Raw genomic sequence first — 17,474 nt, 5'->3', positions numbered from 1 at the left:
AGCAGCGGTTGCAAATGCACCGCTGGTTCCAGGAGGCAGGCTTGAAGCGGCAGGGAAGTGCGTCCGACCCACTCTGGTATAAAGATGCGATCATCTACGAACTGCACGTGCGTGCGTTCGCAGACAGCAACAACGATGGCATCGGGGACTTTCCCGGCCTGCTCACCAAGCTGGACTACCTGCAGGACCTCGGCGTCACCTGCATCTGGCTGCTGCCATTCTTCCCGTCGCCCCTGCGCGATGACGGCTACGACATCTCCGACTACCTCTCGGTCAATCCGAGCTACGGCACCGTCGAAGACTTCAAGAAATTCCTCAACGCCGCGCACGACCGCGACATGCAGGTCATGGTGGAGCTGGTCATCAATCACACCTCCGACCAGCACCCGTGGTTCCAGGCTGCGCGCAATGCGCCCGCCGGCTCGCCCGAGCGCGACTACTACGTGTGGACCGAAGATGACTCCCTCTACAAGGAAGCCCGCATCATCTTCACCGACACCGAGAAGTCCAACTGGACCTGGGACCCGGTTGCCAAGGCTTACTACTGGCACCGCTTCTTCTCGCACCAGCCCGACCTCAATTTCGACAACCCCAAGGTGCTCGAAGAAGTCATCAACGTCATGCGCTTCTGGCTCGACATGGGTGTCGACGGCCTCCGCATGGACGCCATCCCGTACCTGATCGAGCGCGACGGCACCAACTGCGAGAACCTGCCCGAGACCCACGTTGCCATCAAGGCCATCCGCAAGGCCATCGATGACGACTACGACGGCCGCCTGATCCTGGCCGAGGCCAACCAGTGGCCCGAGGACGTGCGCCCCTACTTCGGCGATGGCGACGAGTGCCACATGGCCTTCCACTTTCCGCTGATGCCGCGTATCTACATGGCCCTGCGGCAGGAAGACCGTCTGCCGATCACCGACATCATGGCGCAGACCCCGGACATTCCGGAGAGCTGCCAGTGGGGCATCTTCCTGCGCAACCACGACGAGCTCACGCTCGAGATGGTCTCGGACGAAGAGCGCGACTATATGTATCTTGCCTATTCGGCCGACCCGCGCATGCGCATCAACATCGGCATTCGCCGCCGCCTTGCGCCGCTGGTCGACAACAACCGCCGCCGTATCGAACTGCTCAATTCGCTGCTGTTCTCGTTCCCCGGCACGCCGATCCTGTACTACGGCGACGAAATCGGCATGGGCGACAACATCTATCTCGGCGACCGCAACGGCGTGCGCACCCCCATGCAATGGTCGGGCGATCGCAACGCTGGCTTCTCGCGCGCTTCGCCCGCCAAGCTTTTCTCGCCCGTCATCATGGACCCCGTGTGGGGCTACGAGGCCATCAACGTCGAGGCCCAGCAGTCTGACCCGTCGAGCCTTCTGAGCTGGATGCGCAACATGATCTCGCTGCGCAAGCTCTTCCAGGTCTTTGGCCGCGGCACCCTGCGCTTCCTCGCACCCGATAATCGCAAGGTCCTGGCCTACATCCGCGAAGACGAGAACCAGACCATCCTGTGCGTCGCCAACCTGTCGCGCTTTGCGCAGCCAGCCACGCTTGATCTCGCCGAGTTCGAAGGCATGACGCCGGTCGAGATGCTCGGCTACGTCGAGTTCCCCGAAATCACCAAGGCGCCATACCACGTCACGCTCGCGTCCTACGGCTTCTTCTGGCTTGAGCTGCAGCCCTCGCCCGACCGCGCGGCCATCCAGGAGGCAGCCAGCCCGGAAGGAGAGACGCACCTCTCCATCCGTCAGCAGCATGACTGGGAGTCGGTCTTCGCTGCCGCCGGCCGCCTGTTCGAGCAGCGCCTGCTGCCCGACTACATGCCGCGCCAGCGCTGGTTCGGCGCCAAGAGCCGCACAATCGCCACTACCACGGTGACAGACTGGTCTCCGCTGGCTACCAGCGCAACCAGCTCCATCGCCCTCGCTGTGGTCGAGGTGCGCTACACCGACCAGGAGGTAGCCGCACCCGATATTTATCTCGTGCCGCTCACCATGCTTTTCGGCGAAGCCGCCACTGCGCTGCGCGAAGCCTCGCCCACTGCGATCATCGGCACCGTGCTGGTGCCGGGCCTCGCCAATGGCGCCACCGGCATCCTTGCCGACGCCATGTACACCGACGAAGCCGCCAACGCGCTGCTCACCCTGCTTGCGCACGGGGAAGAGCTGCCCATGCGCAATGGCGCACTGCGCGGCACCGCGTCCTCGGTCTTCACCGACCTGCGCGGCACCGGCACTCTTGCGCCGCGCCGCTCCTCGGCCGAGCAGAGCAACACGTCGATCTTTTACGGCGACCGCCTGATCCTGAAGCTGTTCCGCCGCCTGCAGTTCGGCCCCAACCCTGATACGGAGATTGGCCGCTTCCTGACCGAGGTCGCGCCCTTCCGCAACATCGCTCCATTCGGCGGATCCATCGAGTACTCCGCCGACGGGCAGGAGCCCGCAACCATCGCCATGCTCCAGGGCCTCGTGCCCAACGAGGGCGACGGCTGGCAGTGGACACTGGAAGAACTGCAGCGCTTCTACGAGGGCCGTCTCGCCTCGCAGTACCCACTCGCCTCACTGCCCAAACCCGGTGCCGCGATCGATCACGACGGCCCCGCCATGGCGCAGGCACGCGATGCCGCCGGGTACTATCTCGAGGCAGCCTGCACCCTGGGCCGCCGCACCGCCGAGATGCACCTGGCCCTTGCGCAGCAAACCAGCGATCCCGCGTTCGGCTCCGACACTCTGTCCGCCGACGACCTGCGCGCCCTGCAGGAAGAGCTGGCCGCCCACGGCGCGCATGCCTTCGATACGCTACGTGCCGCGCTCGGCAAAAACACCGGCGAGGCCTCCGAGAGCACCATCGAGCTCGCCGGGCTGCTGCTCAGCCGCCGCCGCGCCATCCTTGCCAAGTTCGCCGCACTCTCCGCCTTTGAGACAGCGCCTGTACGCATCCGCGTCCACGGCGACTATCACCTCGGCCAGGTGCTGCGCTCCAAGGGCGACTTCGTGATCCTCGACTTCGAGGGTGAGCCCGCTCGCTCGCTTGCAGAACGTCGCGCTCGCCAGTCGCCGATGAAGGATGTAGCCGGCATGCTGCGCTCGTTCTCCTACGCCGCGTATGCCGCGCTTAACCGCTCCACGGCACGCCGCCCGCAGGACTACGACCAGCTCGAACCCTGGGCCCGCCTCTGGGAAGCAGCGGTCTCCGCGGAGTTCCTCGCCTCCTACCGCAAAACCACTGCCGGCTCGCCTATCGTGCCTTCTGACGATGCAGGATTTACACAGCTGCTCGACGTGTATCTACTCGACAAGGCACTCTATGAACTGGTCTACGAACTGAATAACCGCCCCACCTGGGTGCGCATTCCCTTGTCCGGCATCCTGCAACTCTCCCGCGGCCCCGTGGCCTGGGGTGGGCAATAACCGCACCGTTCTACCTTGGAGCAACACAAGCGCATGTCACGAATGGAAGCAGAGCCGATGGAAACAGAACCCGAGCTCCTTACTCACCCCGCAGCGGCGGAGCCCGTGCTGCCGACCGCACCTGTTGCGGAGCCGGCGAGCCCCGGGGCCGGTCCGGCAACGGCTCCTGCCGCAACCCTGTTCGCCGGCATCACCGGTGTTGCCGATATCGACCTGGTCCGGGCGCATGCCGCCTCGCTGGCTGCCGCGATGCAGGGCACGCATGTCACCCTGGCCTACGCCGGTGCCGACACCACGCGCACTGCCATCACGCCCGAGCTTGATCTGCTGTCCTACCCGCTGCCCACTGCCGAGGCAACCGGCACCCCGGCCTCGCCTTGGGCGCAGACCGCCGCGGCCCAGGCTGCTCTGCTCGCCCTGGCGAGTGACAGCAGCGCGCAGTCCGTGGTGCTGCTGCACCCTGACCTCGCCGCGCTTGAGCCCTCCGCACTGCTGCAGCTCACCGCGCCCGTGCTCACCCGCGAAGCTGACCTCGTCATGGCGTCCTACGCGCAGGGTCCGTTTGACGGACTGCTCAACCACAGCATCCTGGCGCCGCTCACCCGCGCCCTCTATGGCAAGCACGTGCGCTTTCCGCTTGCGCCCGACTTCGCCCTGTCCAGCCGCATGGCCGCCCGCCTGCGTATGCGCGCCCACTCCGGCGGCTCCACCGGCACCTCGGTCCTGTGGCCAACCACCGTGGCCGCCGCCATGGACGCAACCGTCGCCGAGGTCCGCCTCGGTCTTCAGCACCCCACGCCGTCCGGCGACCTCGATCTCGCCACCGTGATCGCGCAGCTCGTGGGCTCCACCTTCGGCGAGATGGAACTCCACGCGCCGCTCTGGCAAAGGGTCAGGGCCGCGCAGCATTCCGTGCCGTTCTCGCAGTTCGCGGCCCCCGTCGCGGCGCCGCTCAGCTCGGAAACAGTCGACACTGCGCCCATGATCAAGTCCTTTGTGCTCGGCTCGCGCTCGCTGCAGGATGTCTGGGGCATGATCCTGCCGCCCGTCACCTTGCTCGATCTCAAGCGGATCACCCTGCTGCCTGCCGAGAGGTTCCGCCTGCCCGACGAGCTCTGGGTGCGCATCATCTACGACTTCGCGCTGGGCTACCGCCTCCGCACCATCAACCGCACCCACTTGCTCGGCGCGCTTACCCCGCTCTACCTTGGCTGGGTCGCGTCGTACATCCAGGAGGCATCCGCCGACCCGGCGTTTCAGGCTGAGGCCCGCGCCGAACGCCTGGCCCGTGCCTTTGAAGACGGCAAGCCATACCTGGTGCGCCGCTGGCGCTGGCCCGACCGGTTCAATCCATAGTCGGCAGCAGCAGTCCTGGGCGAGGCTCCGCATGACGGAGAGAAACGGCATCGAAGCCGCTTCCCAAGGGTTCAAAAGGGCTGTCATCCTGAGTGCAGCGAAGGATCCGCGGCCCCTGCGGCGCCGGATACGGGGTGCAAGTCACCGAAACGCATCCCCTGTGAGAACAATTGCGCAGCCGTAAGGCGCAGCAAACCAGGCAACACCGCGTCGCGAGGACGCACCGCACCAAACCGGAGGAACCGCAATGGGTCAGCAGATCGCACAGTCTTTGCAGGATTCAGTAGGGCGCGTCATCACCAAGATCGTGATGCTGCTGCCGGGTATCGTGGCGTTCGTGGTGGTCCTGCTGATCTTCTGGGCCGTCGCCGCAGGGCTTGCTTTTGGCGTGCGTCGCATTCTCGCCGCCCTCCGTTTCGACGCACGCTTTGAGCAGAGCGACAACTTCGCCGAATGGACCCACTCGCCCTCGCTGCTGATCGCGCGGGTCGTCTTCTGGGGTGTGTTCCTGTTGGGCGTCCTGGTCGGCATCTCCGCCTTCGAGGCCGGCTCCTCCGACACCGGACTTTCCGCCTATGTCTTCTCCTACGTGCCCCGCGTCATCGGTGCGCTGGTGCTGCTCTTCGTTGGCACCCTGGTAGCCCGCGTGCTCGGCCGCTCCGTGCTGATCTCGGGCGTCAACATGAACCTCCAGTACGCCCGCCTGCTCGGCACCGGCGTCAAGTGGATGGTGCTCGTACTCACCGCTGCCATGGTGCTCGACCACCTCGCCATTGGCGGCCACATCGTCGATCTGGCTTTCGGCATCCTGTTCGGCGGCATCGTGCTCGCGCTCGCCCTCGCCGTGGGCCTCGGCTCCCGCGACCTGGTCAGCCGTTCCCTAGAGCGCGAAGTCGCTACCCGCCCCACACCCGTTCCGGTCGCTGACGAGCGTATCCACCACTTTTAACCAGCCCGCGCATGGGCCGGCTTTCGGCCGGCCCATGCGTTGAGCGATCCTCCCAGTGCGCGGGGTGTTCGATGGCGACCAGCAAGACTCCCAGGAAAACAGCAGCGAAGCGAAAGACCGCGCCTGCCGCGAATACCGTGCCGCCCACGGCTGCAAAGAAGTCCAGGGCGCCGGCAGCGTCCCCCGACAAGTCGTCCCCGCCTGCCACTGCCCGCGATGAAGTCGATGCCCAACTCGAGCGTTACCGCGCCATGCGTGACTTTGCCACCACCGCCGAGCCCTCCGGCGACAGCGCCGCGCCAACCAGTGCCAATACCCTCCCGTTCGTCATCCAGAAACACGCCGCCACCCGCCTCCACTACGACTTCCGCCTCGGCTGGCACGGCGTGCTCAAGAGCTGGGCCTGCGCAAAAGGCCCGTCCTACAACACAGCGGACAAGCGTCTCGCCGTCCAGGTCGAAGACCATCCCATGGAGTACGGCGGCTTCGAAGGCACCATCCCGCGCGGCCAGTACGGCGGCGGCACCGTGCTGGTCTGGGACCAGGGCACCTGGGAGCCGCTCCCCGGCCATGACTTCGACGAGGGCCTCCAAAAGGGCGCCATCAAGTTCATCCTCCACGGCACCAAGCTCGAAGGCCGCTGGACGCTGATCCGCATGAACTCCCGCTGGGCCGGCGACCACTCCAAGGGAGACGCCAAGCCCAACTGGCTTCTGATCAAGGAACACGACGGCAACGAGCGACCTGCTGACGCCCCGGCTATCACCGACGAGGCGCCCGACTCCGTCGTGACCGGCCGCTCGCTCGAAGCCATCGCCGCCGCCGAGGACCACGTCTGGAACTCGCGCCCCGCCGAGCACGGCAGCGGGGAAGCAGGCGACCACCCGCCCGCCAACCGCTCCCGCCTCAAAGCTCGCCTCAGCAACGCACATCTGAAAGCAACGCCCATCCCCGGCAAGCCCGGCTCCGAGTCGGACCAAGAGCCCGATCCGGACCCGCCCAAAGTGGCGAAGCCCGCAGCATCGTCCGCGGCCGCAGCCAACAAGACCGCCAGCGTAAAGCGCGCCACCAAGGCAAACAAGGCTCCTGCTCCAGCAAAGCGCACAGAGGGACGAGCTGCCGGGGCCGCTTCCCGAGGAGCTGACGACGCGGACACCGCTCCCGCCAAAGCTGCCGACCCGGCCGCCGCTGCCGCCCATCAGGAAGCTCCCAGCCAAGATCGCGAACCAGCTTCCAGGCAGCCCCCCGCCGAACACAGCACCACCGACTCCTGGCTCCAGGGCGCACCCCTCACTCCCATGCCCGCCTTCATCCCGCCCCAGCTCGCCTCGCCTGCGCAAACCGCGCCGCCCGGCTCCGGCTGGCTCCACGAGCTCAAGCTTGACGGCTACCGCGTGCAGGCCCACCTGCGCCACGACAAGGCAGGCGCCCTCACCGCGACGCTATTCACCCGCTCCGGCCTTGACTGGACGCACCGCATGAAGGCCGTGGCCCGCGCCTGCGCGAAGCTCCCGGTGGAGCAGGCGATCCTTGACGGCGAGCTCGTCGCCCTCGACGCCGACGGACAGAGCAGCTTCGCCACCCTGCAGGCCGCGTTTGAAAAAGGCGAAGCCGCCACCCTCTCCTACTTCGTTTTCGACCTGCTCTACCTCGACGGGCACGACCTGCGCCGCGTGCCCCTGCGCCAGCGCAAGCTCATCCTCGAGCCGCTAATCCCGGAGGCCGACGACCCGCTGCTGCTCTTCTCGCAGCATCTCGAGCAGTCTGCCGACCGGGTCTACGCGCACGCCTGCGAGGTTGGTGCCGAGGGCATCATCACCAAGCACGGCGAATCGCGCTACCAGAGCGGCCGCTCCGATACCTGGCTCAAGCTGAAGTGCACCCACCGGCAGGAGTTCGTGATTGCCGGTTTTACCCCGCCCAAGGACCGTGGCACCGGCCTCGGCTCGCTGCTGCTCGGCTATTACCAGGACGGCGCGCTGATCCACTGCGGCCGCTGCGGCACCGGCTTCTCGCAGGCCACGGCGCGCGACGTGCGCGCCCTCCTTGAACCCCTGCGCCAGGCCAAACCCGCCTACAGCGCCCCGCTCGGCTGGGAAGCCAAGAAGGACGGCCTCTGGGTCCGCCCTGAGCTGGTCTGCGAAGTGCAGTTCGCTACCTGGACCGCTGACGGCTCGCTCCGCCATGCGTCCTTCCAGGGCCTGCGCACCGACAAGCCCGCCAGCGAAGTTCTCCGCGAAGAAACCCTCTTGCTCCGCCCCGATGAGGAGGCGAAAATCACCGTTCGAGAGGAGGCTGCCCGCCAAGTTGAGCCACCCTCTACGCCGTCAAAGCCAGGCTCAAAGTCCTCCGTCAAAAAAACAGCAACTACTCCAGCGCCAGACACAGAAGCCGCCCCAGCCGCAGGTAGCCAAACCGCGCCACTCGCCAGCGGTACCGGCGCTCCGAAAAAGAGCCCCATCTCCGCCAGCACCCAAACCCCTGTCCTGGCGGCCAGCAAGGCCGCAGCCCCCCGCAAAGCCCGGAACAGCAAGGCGGAGGCTGAGCCTGTCACTGTGCGAAACAGCGAACCCGTCCCGGACGTTCCGGCCCCGGTGCCAGCACCCAGAACGCGACCCGCAAAAAAGCCAGCCGCCGCAAAGCTCGAGCAGCCAGCCCCATCCACCCCGGCCCAGTCCCCCGCACCAACCAAGTCCCAGACCCGCCTCACCCACCCCGACAAGATCCTGGACGCCACCAGCAACACCACCAAGCAGCAGCTCGCCGACTACCTCGCCGCCGTTGCCCCCGCAATGCTCCCGCACCTGCTCCACCGCCCGGTCTCGATCGTGCGCTGCCCTGGCGGCACTTCCGCCAAGTGCTTCTTCCAGAAGCACGTCGCCGTCGGCCTCCCCGCGAGCGTCGCCGCCATCCCCATCCCCGACCGCGACAACCCCGCGCACTCCGAGGACTACATCGCCCTCGAAACTCCCGAGTCGCTCCAGGCGCTTGCACAGCTCGGCGTGCTCGAGCTGCACCCTTGGGGCTCCACTGCCGCCTCGCTCGAGCAGCCCGACCGCCTCATCCTTGATCTCGACCCGGACGAAGCCCTCGCCTGGGACACGCTGGTCGCAAGCGCCCACGCCATTCGCGCCTTTCTCCAGGAGCTGCAACTCGAAAGCTTCATCAAGACCACCGGCGGCAAGGGCCTCCATCTCGTGGTCGCGCTTGAACCCTCCATCGAGTGGCCCGCCATGCGCCTGTTCGCGCGTGGCATCGCCGCCGCCATCGAGAGCACCGACCCCAGGCTCTACCTGATCAAAATGACAAAAGCCGCCCGCACCGGCCGCATCTTTATCGACTGGATGCGCAACGAGCGCGGCGCCACCGCCATCGCCCCGTGGTCCCCGCGGGCGCGCTCGGGCATGCGCGTGGCCGTGCCGCTGCGCTGGGACGAGCTCGCCTCGGGGCCGCCCACCTTCGCAATCTCCAACTTTGCCGACTGGCGCGAGCGCGCCGCGCCACACAATGACCCGTGGGCCGCCATGCGCCCGCAGACGCTCCATCCCGAGGTCGTTGAAGCCGTGCTCGCGCAAACCGGAAGCGATGCTCCCCGGTCCAAAGGCCGCCGCGGCTGAGCAGCAGCGGTCTGCCGCTTGCCCCGGGCAACGAGCGTCCGCAGGGCGGGCAATTGCCCTCCAAGCACCTGCTCAGGCTTTTGGAATCGATCCAGTCGCTGTGGTTCGCGGAGCGTCGTACTGCAACCCCGCATGCCGCGCACTGGGCTGTCGCACCTTGGACGCGCGCCCACTCTCGCGCATCCTGCGGTCCGCCTCCGTCCACTCCGGCAGCGCCGCTTCATCCTGCACCCAGTGCGCCACCGAGGCTTCGTCGCACCACTCCATCAGGCGCGGCATCGCCTTCCGGTGCGCGCCGCTGGTCATAAACGCTCGCATGCTCTCCTGGCTGTCCCATCCGGTCATCGTCCAGAAGCACCAGCGTCGATCCCACAGCAACACGCCCTTTTGAAACCCGGCTGCACGGCTTACCTGCTGGTTGGCCTGCACCGCATGCAGCATGAACCCGGGCACAAACCGGACAGACCGTAGTCGTAACCGGGTCAGACTTACAAACATGCGCACCCACCGCGAGCAGGCGGCCGGACCCGGCTGCTTTCGCCCCGCCCGGCGAGTCGCGATCCAGACCGCCCTGCACCAGGACGAATCTTAGTGCTTCCGCGCCGCCCCGGCTACGGGCAGCGGCCCCGCGCCCTGCATCGTCATCTTCACCGGCTCAATATCGCCGTGCGCGTCAAACACCATCCGATCGATCGCCAGCACGCGCTCGTTCGGCCCGGTCGTCCCCAGCGGGTGCCGGTGATACACGATGTACCACTCGTCCGTGCCCGGTATCTGCAGCACCGAGTGGTGCCCCGGCCCGTTCGCGACCGCGGGGTCCGTCTGCAGGATTTTGCCTACGCGCACGAACGGCCCGGTCGGGCTCGTGCTTTTGGCATACGCCACCCCGTAGCTCGACCCGCCCCAGTCACCTTCCGACCACATGAAGTAGTACACGCCCTTACGCTTCAGCATGAACGGGCCTTCCACGTAATGCTCCGGCGTGATCTCGCGATATAGCGAGCCATCTTTCATCGGGATCACCTGCTTCAGATCCGCCGAAAGCTTGGCCACGTTGCAGTGCCCCTGGCCTCCGTAGTACAGGTAAATCGAGCCATCGTCATCCTTGTAAACCATGGGATCGATCGGCTGCGCCCCGTTGTGAAATGCGCCGATCAGCGGCTTGCCCAGCGCATCCACAAACGGCCCACCTGGCTTGTCACTTACCGCCACGCCGATCCCGCCCGGGTTCGTGTCGTTCTTCTGGATATCGTTGGCCGCAAAGAACAGGTAATACTTCCCGTTCAGCTCGATCGCCGAAGGCGCCCAGATCGCATACGCCGCCCAGCCCACGTTCTTCACATCCAGCACATCCGCTTGCTTCTGCCAATGCACCAGGTCGGTCGAGCGAAACGCGTCCAGCGACGTATGCAGCAGGTACACCGGGTGCACCACCGGCCGCCCGCGCAACTGCTGCTGCAGCGCGTTGAACGTGCGATGCTCGCCGCTTGCCGGTGCCGGGTTCGATGACGTCGGATAGATCCAGTACGCGCCACCGAAGATATGCACCTCGGGATCCGCATACCAGCCAAACTTCGCAAGGTTGGCACTCGCCTGCGCCCACCCGCTGGTTCCACACAGCAGGGAAGCCGCTACCACCACAGCACCACTCAAAAGCCGAGACACTCGCAACACGGGCACATCCAGTAAGAGAGATTCAAGCGCAGGCAGCAGTTTCCGCCACCACTGCCCACCATTCTAAGCGGCCCTGAACGCCCTTTAAAGAAAGATCCGCCACGAAGTGGCCGTCAGCCGCGCAGGCGGTCTTGCCGTTGAGTCTTGAATGTAACTGTCACTAGCTCATTTAGAAGCTGAACTTGGCAATAAACATAATCTGCCGATTCGCCGAGCCCTGCGTGTAGTTCTGATTCAGCGCATTCGACTTGCCGAACAGCGCCGAGCCAAGCGTGCCAACCGGTGGCGAAGGGTTCACGTGGTTCAACAGGTTCTCCGCCTCGACCGACGCGGTGAACGCATACTTCTGCGGCAGCTCCGGTGGTTTCTGCCCCGCCTTCAGCACCGGTTTCGGATCATCCGGCCCCGGCTGAAGCCTCGGCCCGAACGCGAAGCTCTTCTCCCAGTACGTGTTGAGCAACAGCACGCCCGGCCCGTTGCCATAGTTGTGCGGAATGATCTTCTGCCCGGCAATCGGGGCGGTATCGAAGTTGCCGTACTGCGTGCGCACCACGCTGGCCCGCGTCAGGTCCGTGGCAAAAGACGGCCGGTCGTTGAACTGGCTATCCCCGTTCAGATCGTTGCCCAGCACGATGTCGAACGGCGTACCCGTCTGCGCAATCATGAAAAAGCCGCCGCTCACCCCGCCCGGCATGTGGTGAAACTCTCCCAGGAACAAACGATTGCGCGGGTCCCAGCTGTCCCTTCCATAATCCGCACGCGCATCGTACTGGTTCATCGGGAAGCCGCCACTCGTGTCCGACCGCGCATAGCCGAAGGTGTAGTTCGCGAAAACCTCCAGCGGCTTGGTGTGCACATGCCCGTTCACAAACAGACGGTTCCTGTTGGACACGCCTTCCGTGTCGTACTGGTTGATGTTCTGCAGCGTGCCGAACGGCCGCACCCCGCTCGTCGGCACCGCGGGGTTATACGTGCCGGGCAGTGGCGCGTTGATGTTGTGCTGCAACAACAGGTGCTCTCCGCGCGATCCTCGATATCCGAAGGAAAGCTGGCTGCCCCCGTGGAACGAGTGCTCCAGGCTCACACTCGGATACAGCAGATACGGCGAGCGGTACGTGCTGCCGATGCGGTACAGCGTCGGCGGCACCTGCCCCACACCCTGCAACGCACTCGCCGCCGGTATCTGCGGATACGTCACCGGGTTGGTCAGCACATACTGCGACTGCGACACGCCATTCAGTCGAGTCGCCTGCAGCAGGTCCGCGATCGGGAACCGCGTGTAGAACACGCCGAAGCCCATCTGCAGCGCAAACAGCGGCGGCTTCTTGCCATCGCCGCCGATGTTGTAGGTAGCCGCAAGCCGCGGCGCAAAGTCGTGCTCGTCCGTGATGTGATTCTGCGTCTCGAAGCGCAGTCCATAGGTGGCCGTAAACTTCCTCGTGATCTTCCAGCTATCCTCGGCAAAGAGCCCCGTGTCCGCCAGCAGCACCGTCGCCGCGGGGTCGCCGGTGGTGATGTTGAACTGGCTTGCACCCGCCACCGTGGTCGCGCCCGCCGCGATCTGCTGCTCCGCTGCCTGGTACGCCCCCAGCGTTGAGAAGATGTACTCGCCGTTGTAGTTGGCCGTCGAACTGTTCGCATCGCGACCAATACGCTGCCGTATCCCGGCGCGCACAAAGTGCTTGCCCAGGTCGAACGTCGCGTAGTTCTGTAACTCGTACTGGTCGGTATTGTCGGTGATGTGCCCCAGCGCGCTGCCGCCGCCGGTGAATGCGCCTTGCACCACCAGCGCCGCCGCCGTGCTCACCGGGTCCTGCGTGGAGCGCGCCCGCTGATACTGGAAGCGCGTATCGTTCACAATCTTGGGCCCGTAGATCTGCGAGTCGCTCATCTGCAGAATCGTGAAGTTGTTCACCAGCCCGAAGCCCTGGGACGCCAACTGCAGCTGGCCAACCGAAGAGTTCTGCTGGTTCTGGTGCCCGTAGTCCACCCGCGCCGTCAGCGTGTTGCTGGTGCTGATCTGCCGGTCGATCTTGACCGACAACCCGTTGTAGTCCGTCGGCGAATCCACCACTGCCTCCAGCGGTGTCTGGTTGTTGTTGTTGTCCAGCGTCACGGCGTTCACCACTGACACGTTGGCCGCATGATTCAGGCGAATCCCCGCAAGGAACGAAGTTTTCTTCCCCAGCGGTCCGTTTGAGTCAGCCTCCAGGTTCCACGTGTGAAACGGCTGCGGCTCCGTCGCAAACGGGTTCTGCGAGTCGAACGATGAGTCCGTTCCATACGCGGTCACCTCCGCATGCAGCTTGTCCGTGCCCGGCTTCGTAAAGATCTCGATCCGGCCTCCACCCTGCTCCTCGTACTCCGCCGAGTAAGGGTTCTGGTTGATGCGGATCTCGCGAATCGTACTCCTGGGCGGCATCTTGCCGTTGGAAAATCCATCCACGTACAGCGATGCACTCCCGCTATCGCCCGTCGCGCCCGCCATCGCCTGCAACTGCTGCTGCATCATGCCGGTATCGGTCGAGAGCATGTCCAGCGCGGATCCGCTGATCGAGATCGCATCCGCATTGCGGTCCGGCGCCGTGTCCGTCGCGCCCCCTGGCGTGACCTGCACATCCTGCCGCGCGGTTTCAATCTGCAGTGTCACATTCAGCAGCACCGGCCTGGAGGCGCTCACCTGCAAACCTGTAACGGTGTTGGTGGCAAAACCGCCGGCCGAGACAGCAACCGTGTACGTGCCATCCGCCAGCTCCGCAAAGCGGTACACGCCCGCCGCATCCGCCGTCGTCGTGGAGCGCTTGCCCTGCGCATCCGTGATCTCCACCAGCGCACCGGGTACGATCGCGCCGCTCGGGTCCTTGACGCTGCCCGACAGCGACAGCTTCTGTGCAGCTTCCTCCGCATACGCGGGGGGCACAAGGCTCCCGGAAACCAGCAGGACGGTGTGTGCTGTGAACAGGGCGAGAGTTCCAAGGCGTCTTCGCTGCAAAAGCCCTCCTGTGCCACTAGCTCACTGCCGGCCCACTGGCACCGCTGCTTAAGTCAGCGTTTGGACGGGCATAGTTGCTGTTTCGTTTCAGAGCATTCACGATTTATTTACACGCCGCCTGCATTCTCTCCCGCAGCATCGGCCATGCGGCTCGGCTACCAGCGCCGCAACGCCGCGTTCGCCGCGTTGTAGCCGCACATCCCGTGCACGCCCGCGCCTGGCGGCGTGGACGAAGAGCAAAGAAACAGCAGCGGGTCCGGGGTCCGATACGCGCGCAGCGTCGGTCGAAATAGTTGCTGCACAATATCCATCGCGCCCCCGCTGATGTCGCCGCCTTGAAGGTTCGCGTCGCCTGCCTCGAGCGTGCGCGGCGAAGCTACGCTGCGATGCAGCACGCACTCGCGGAACCCCGGTGCGAACCGCTCCATCTGCGCCTCGATCGCCTCGACGGCATCCACCTGCGAGCCATGCGGCACATGGCAGTACGCCCAGGCCACGTGCCTGTCTGCGGGCGCGCGGGTGGGGTCCCGCAGCGTCGGCTGCGCCACCAGCACGTACGGGTCGTCGGTGCGCTCGCCGCGCAGCATCCGCCGTTCCGATCGTGCAATCTCGCCCAGCGTTCCGCCCAGGTGCACGGTAGACGCCCTGCGGCATCCGGCCGCTGTCCAGGGAATCGGTTCGCTCAGTGCATAGTCCACCTTGAACGCCGCCGGTCCCGGCCGGAACCGCGCCAGCTTGCGCGCGTAACTCGCCGGAAAGCGATCGCCCGCAAGCCTGCGCATCTGCCCCGGAGTCGTGTCGAAGAACGTAATTGCTTCATACCGGCCCCCCAGGGAGTCGAGCGACCGCACCTCGCGGTTCAACTCCACGGCCCCACCCCAGTCCGCGAGCAGGCTCGCCATGGCCCCAGTGATGCTGCCCGCGCCGCCCTCCGGAATCGGCCAGCCCACCGCGTGCGCTGCCGCGCCCAGCACCAGCGCCACCGCTGCTGAAAACGGCGCGTCCAGCGACAGGAACGAGTGTGCCGCCAGCCCCGCAAACAAGGCTCGCGCCCGCTCTGTTTTGAACATCGTGTCGGCCAGCAGGCGCGCCGGCTGCGCCGCAAACAATCCAAAGCGCGCCAGCCACAATGGGTGTCTCGGAATGCGCAACAGCGGCTGTAACAAATCCGGCACCATCTCGTCCCAGTGCTCCACCAACGGCCCCACCATGCGCCGCCACGCGGCCCCATCCGGGCCCAGGTCCTTCACTGTCGAGTCCAGGCTCCGCTCCAGCACCACTGCCGTTTCGTCCGCCAGCGGATGCGCCAGCGGCGCCTCATGGTGCAGCCAACGCAGTCCGTGCTTCTCCAGCGGCAGCTGCCGCAGAAACGGCGAGCCGGCTGCCAGCGGGTGCACCGCCGAGCCAAAATCATGCCGGAAGCCGGGCAGCGTCAGCGGCAGCGTGCGGCATGCGCCACCCAGCGTCGCTTGGGCTTCCAGCACCTCGGTCTGGAAGCCCGCGTGCGCCATCACCAGCGCGGCCGCCAGTCCGTTCGGGCCAGACCCCACCACCGCGACGCGGCTCGGCGCACCCGCCTTCGCCCCGGTCACTCGCCCGCCTCGTTCTCTGTCATTCCCATCCGCTTACCTCGGTGTACCTGCCGGCGCGCGCGGCTGCCTTGTGTTTCGCGTCCATCGCTTAACCTGCAGGCAACACCCCGCACAGCAAGCATATTCCCGGGCACCGCCCGCACGGAGCTTCGATCCATGCGCCACCGCGTCAGCGTTGTTATCCCCACGTGCAACCGCGCTGCCATGGTCCGGCTCGCCGTTGCGAGCGCCCTGGCGCAGACCCACGCCCCCATGGAGGTCATCGTGGTCATCGACGGCCCCGAATCCAGCGGCCATCTCAGCCTCTCTTCGCAGGTCGTGCTCGACTGCATCCACGATCCGCGGCTCCGGGTGCTGCCCCTGCTGGCCTCGGTCGGCGGCGGCGAAGCCCGCAACACCGGCGTCCGCGCTGCCTCCGGTGACTGGATCGCCTTCCTGGACGACGACGACCTCTGGCTGCCAGGCAAACTGGCCGCGCAACTGGAGTACTTCGACGCCCTCGAGCACCCTGACACGCCCGGGGCTCATGCTCCGGCTGCGGCACGTGAGCCGGATGCAAGGCCTCACCCGGCTGCGGCGAATGATCTGGCTGCATCGAGGGATTCCCGTGCTGCGGTGGCTGGTCTGACTGCGGCAACCTCCGGAGGCAACTTCGCGGCCAGCCAGGATGTCGTGCTCAGCTGCCCCGTGCTCGCCCGCAGCCCCCAGTGGGAAGAACAGTGGCCGCGTCTGCCCTACGACCCTGCCGAGCCCCTGGCCGAGTACCTTTTCTGCCGCCGCGGCTGGCGCTACGGCGACGCGCTGCTCCAGACCTCGACCCTGCTGATCCCGCGCCGGCTGCTGCTGCGCCTACCGTTTACCCCGGGCCTGCGCAAGCACCAGGACTGGGACTGGCTGCTGCGCGCCGCCGCTGACCCCAGCGTGGCCATCCGCTGCGTCGGCACCACCCCGCTCGTGGTCTTCCACGTGGAAGGGGAGCGCCAAAGCGTCGGACGCGTTCGCGACTGGCACCTTTCCGCCAACTGGGCGTTGCAGCGCCGCCATCTCTTCACGCCCAAAGCCCTGTCTGCATTCTTCGCGACCGAGTGCGCGGCACAGGCCCAGGGTATGCCCTGGCTGGAGCGATTCGCGCTGCTCCGCCTCGCCCTCACGGTCGCACCGGTGCGCCTCGCCAACCTCGTACCACTCGTGGTCTTCCTGGTGTTGCCGCAGCAGACCCGCCGTCGCCTGCGGGACCTCGTTCGCCCCGTGCCATCCGCCCACCGCCGCCCCGCCTGACCGGCCGTATGGCCCGGGATACACGCAGATTGCAGTGGAGAGATATCGCGGGATGGGTACAAGTTCCCTGTGCATTGCATCCCGCACTCCTGAGGAGGCAACGATGGCGAAGATCACCGGCTTTGGCGGTGTGTTTTTTGCGCGCAGAGAACCCCAAGGTCCCGTACTCCTGGTATGCCGAGCACCTCGGCCTCGAACACGGTCCGGCCGGCTTCGTCTTTCCCAAGGCGCCACCGGAGGCGGAGTTCGCAATCGCCCTGTTCTCCCGTGGCAACGACTATTTCCCAACCGCGCAACCTGCCATGTTCAACTTTCGGGTTGACGATCTCGCCGCCATCCTGGACCGCCTTGCCGCCGCCGGCATCCCCATCGATTCGAGGCGCGAACAGTACGAGTTCGGCCACTTCGGGTGGTTCACCGACCCCGAAGGCAATCGCGTCGAAGTGTGGCAGCCCGCCTGATCCGACGGACGCACTCTACCCGTCTAGCGCATCGTGGGCCGCTTGACGCATCGGACTGCCCGTGCCGCTAGGCCGCCCGCCTGCTGCTCATCCGCTGCCTGACGCCTGCCTCGGCGATACGGCCGGTCGCGGCCGCTCA

The 17,474-nt window shown here is 66.1% G+C and carries 10 protein-coding genes; 6 read left to right on the top strand and 4 right to left on the bottom strand.

Annotation, left to right across the window (positions count from 1 at the left end):
• The first annotated feature begins 14 nt into the window (after positions 1-14).
• The 4 genes from treS (at position 15) to ligD (ending at position 9,338) form a co-directional block, all read left to right on the top strand.
• The gene (treS, locus tag D1Y84_RS02430) at positions 15-3,416 is read left to right on the top strand and encodes a maltose alpha-D-glucosyltransferase (protein ID WP_124847103.1); all 3,402 of its coding nucleotides are present in this window, start codon (positions 15-17) and stop codon (positions 3,414-3,416) included.
• Positions 3,417-3,473: 57 nt separating this feature from the next.
• The gene (locus D1Y84_RS02425; RefSeq protein WP_124847102.1) at positions 3,474-4,772 is read left to right on the top strand and encodes a hypothetical protein; all 1,299 of its coding nucleotides are present in this window, start codon (positions 3,474-3,476) and stop codon (positions 4,770-4,772) included.
• Between the two features lie 247 nt (positions 4,773-5,019).
• On the top strand, positions 5,020-5,721 hold the full coding sequence (locus D1Y84_RS02420) for a hypothetical protein (protein ID WP_124847101.1): 702 nt from the start codon (positions 5,020-5,022) through the stop codon (positions 5,719-5,721).
• A gap of 71 nt (positions 5,722-5,792) precedes the next feature.
• Positions 5,793-9,338: a non-homologous end-joining DNA ligase gene (gene ligD, locus D1Y84_RS02415; protein ID WP_124847099.1), complete on the top strand. Its 3,546-nt coding sequence runs from the start codon at positions 5,793-5,795 to the stop codon at positions 9,336-9,338.
• 72 nt (positions 9,339-9,410) lie between these two features.
• Here ligD and D1Y84_RS02410 read toward each other — a convergent pair whose 3' ends face one another.
• The 4 genes from D1Y84_RS02410 to D1Y84_RS02395 all read right to left on the bottom strand — a co-directional run bounded on the left by D1Y84_RS02410 (position 9,411) and on the right by D1Y84_RS02395 (position 15,596).
• Complete coding sequence (locus D1Y84_RS02410; RefSeq protein ID WP_233581010.1) at positions 9,411-9,791, bottom strand: DUF3291 domain-containing protein; 381 nt, start codon at positions 9,789-9,791, stop codon at positions 9,411-9,413.
• Between the two features lie 135 nt (positions 9,792-9,926).
• Positions 9,927-11,012, bottom strand: coding sequence for a glycoside hydrolase family 43 protein (locus D1Y84_RS02405; protein WP_233581008.1), 1,086 nt, complete (start codon positions 11,010-11,012; stop codon positions 9,927-9,929).
• A 169-nt stretch (positions 11,013-11,181) separates the two neighbouring features.
• Positions 11,182-14,004, bottom strand: coding sequence for a TonB-dependent receptor (locus tag D1Y84_RS02400; protein ID WP_124847095.1), 2,823 nt, complete (start codon positions 14,002-14,004; stop codon positions 11,182-11,184).
• 155 nt (positions 14,005-14,159) lie between these two features.
• On the bottom strand, positions 14,160-15,596 hold the full coding sequence (locus tag D1Y84_RS02395; RefSeq protein ID WP_233581006.1) for an NAD(P)/FAD-dependent oxidoreductase: 1,437 nt from the start codon (positions 15,594-15,596) through the stop codon (positions 14,160-14,162).
• Between the two features lie 156 nt (positions 15,597-15,752).
• Here D1Y84_RS02395 and D1Y84_RS02390 point away from each other — a divergent pair, with 156 nt between their 5' ends.
• Positions 15,753-16,874, top strand: coding sequence for a glycosyltransferase family 2 protein (locus tag D1Y84_RS02390; RefSeq protein WP_124847093.1), 1,122 nt, complete (start codon positions 15,753-15,755; stop codon positions 16,872-16,874).
• 137 nt (positions 16,875-17,011) lie between these two features.
• Positions 17,012-17,335: a VOC family protein gene (locus D1Y84_RS02385; RefSeq protein ID WP_199726342.1), complete on the top strand. Its 324-nt coding sequence runs from the start codon at positions 17,012-17,014 to the stop codon at positions 17,333-17,335.
• Positions 17,336-17,474 lie beyond the last annotated feature (139 nt).

This window comes from Acidipila sp. EB88 (assembly GCF_003858395.1).
In the GTDB taxonomy this organism is placed as follows: domain Bacteria; phylum Acidobacteriota; class Terriglobia; order Terriglobales; family Acidobacteriaceae; genus EB88.
This window is presented reverse-complemented; position numbering and strand designations above follow the sequence as displayed.

What these genes read in the sequence shown, in the direction of transcription:
- treS (WP_124847103.1), top strand. Translation starts at nt 15, where the DNA reads ATGCACCGCTGGTTCCAGGAGGCAGGCTTGAAGCGGCAGGGAAGTGCG.
- D1Y84_RS02425 (WP_124847102.1), top strand. Translation starts at nt 3,474, where the DNA reads ATGGAAACAGAACCCGAGCTCCTTACTCACCCCGCAGCGGCGGAGCCC.
- D1Y84_RS02420 (WP_124847101.1), top strand. Translation starts at nt 5,020, where the DNA reads ATGGGTCAGCAGATCGCACAGTCTTTGCAGGATTCAGTAGGGCGCGTC.
- ligD (WP_124847099.1), top strand. Translation starts at nt 5,793, where the DNA reads ATGGCGACCAGCAAGACTCCCAGGAAAACAGCAGCGAAGCGAAAGACC.
- D1Y84_RS02390 (WP_124847093.1), top strand. Translation starts at nt 15,753, where the DNA reads ATGCGCCACCGCGTCAGCGTTGTTATCCCCACGTGCAACCGCGCTGCC.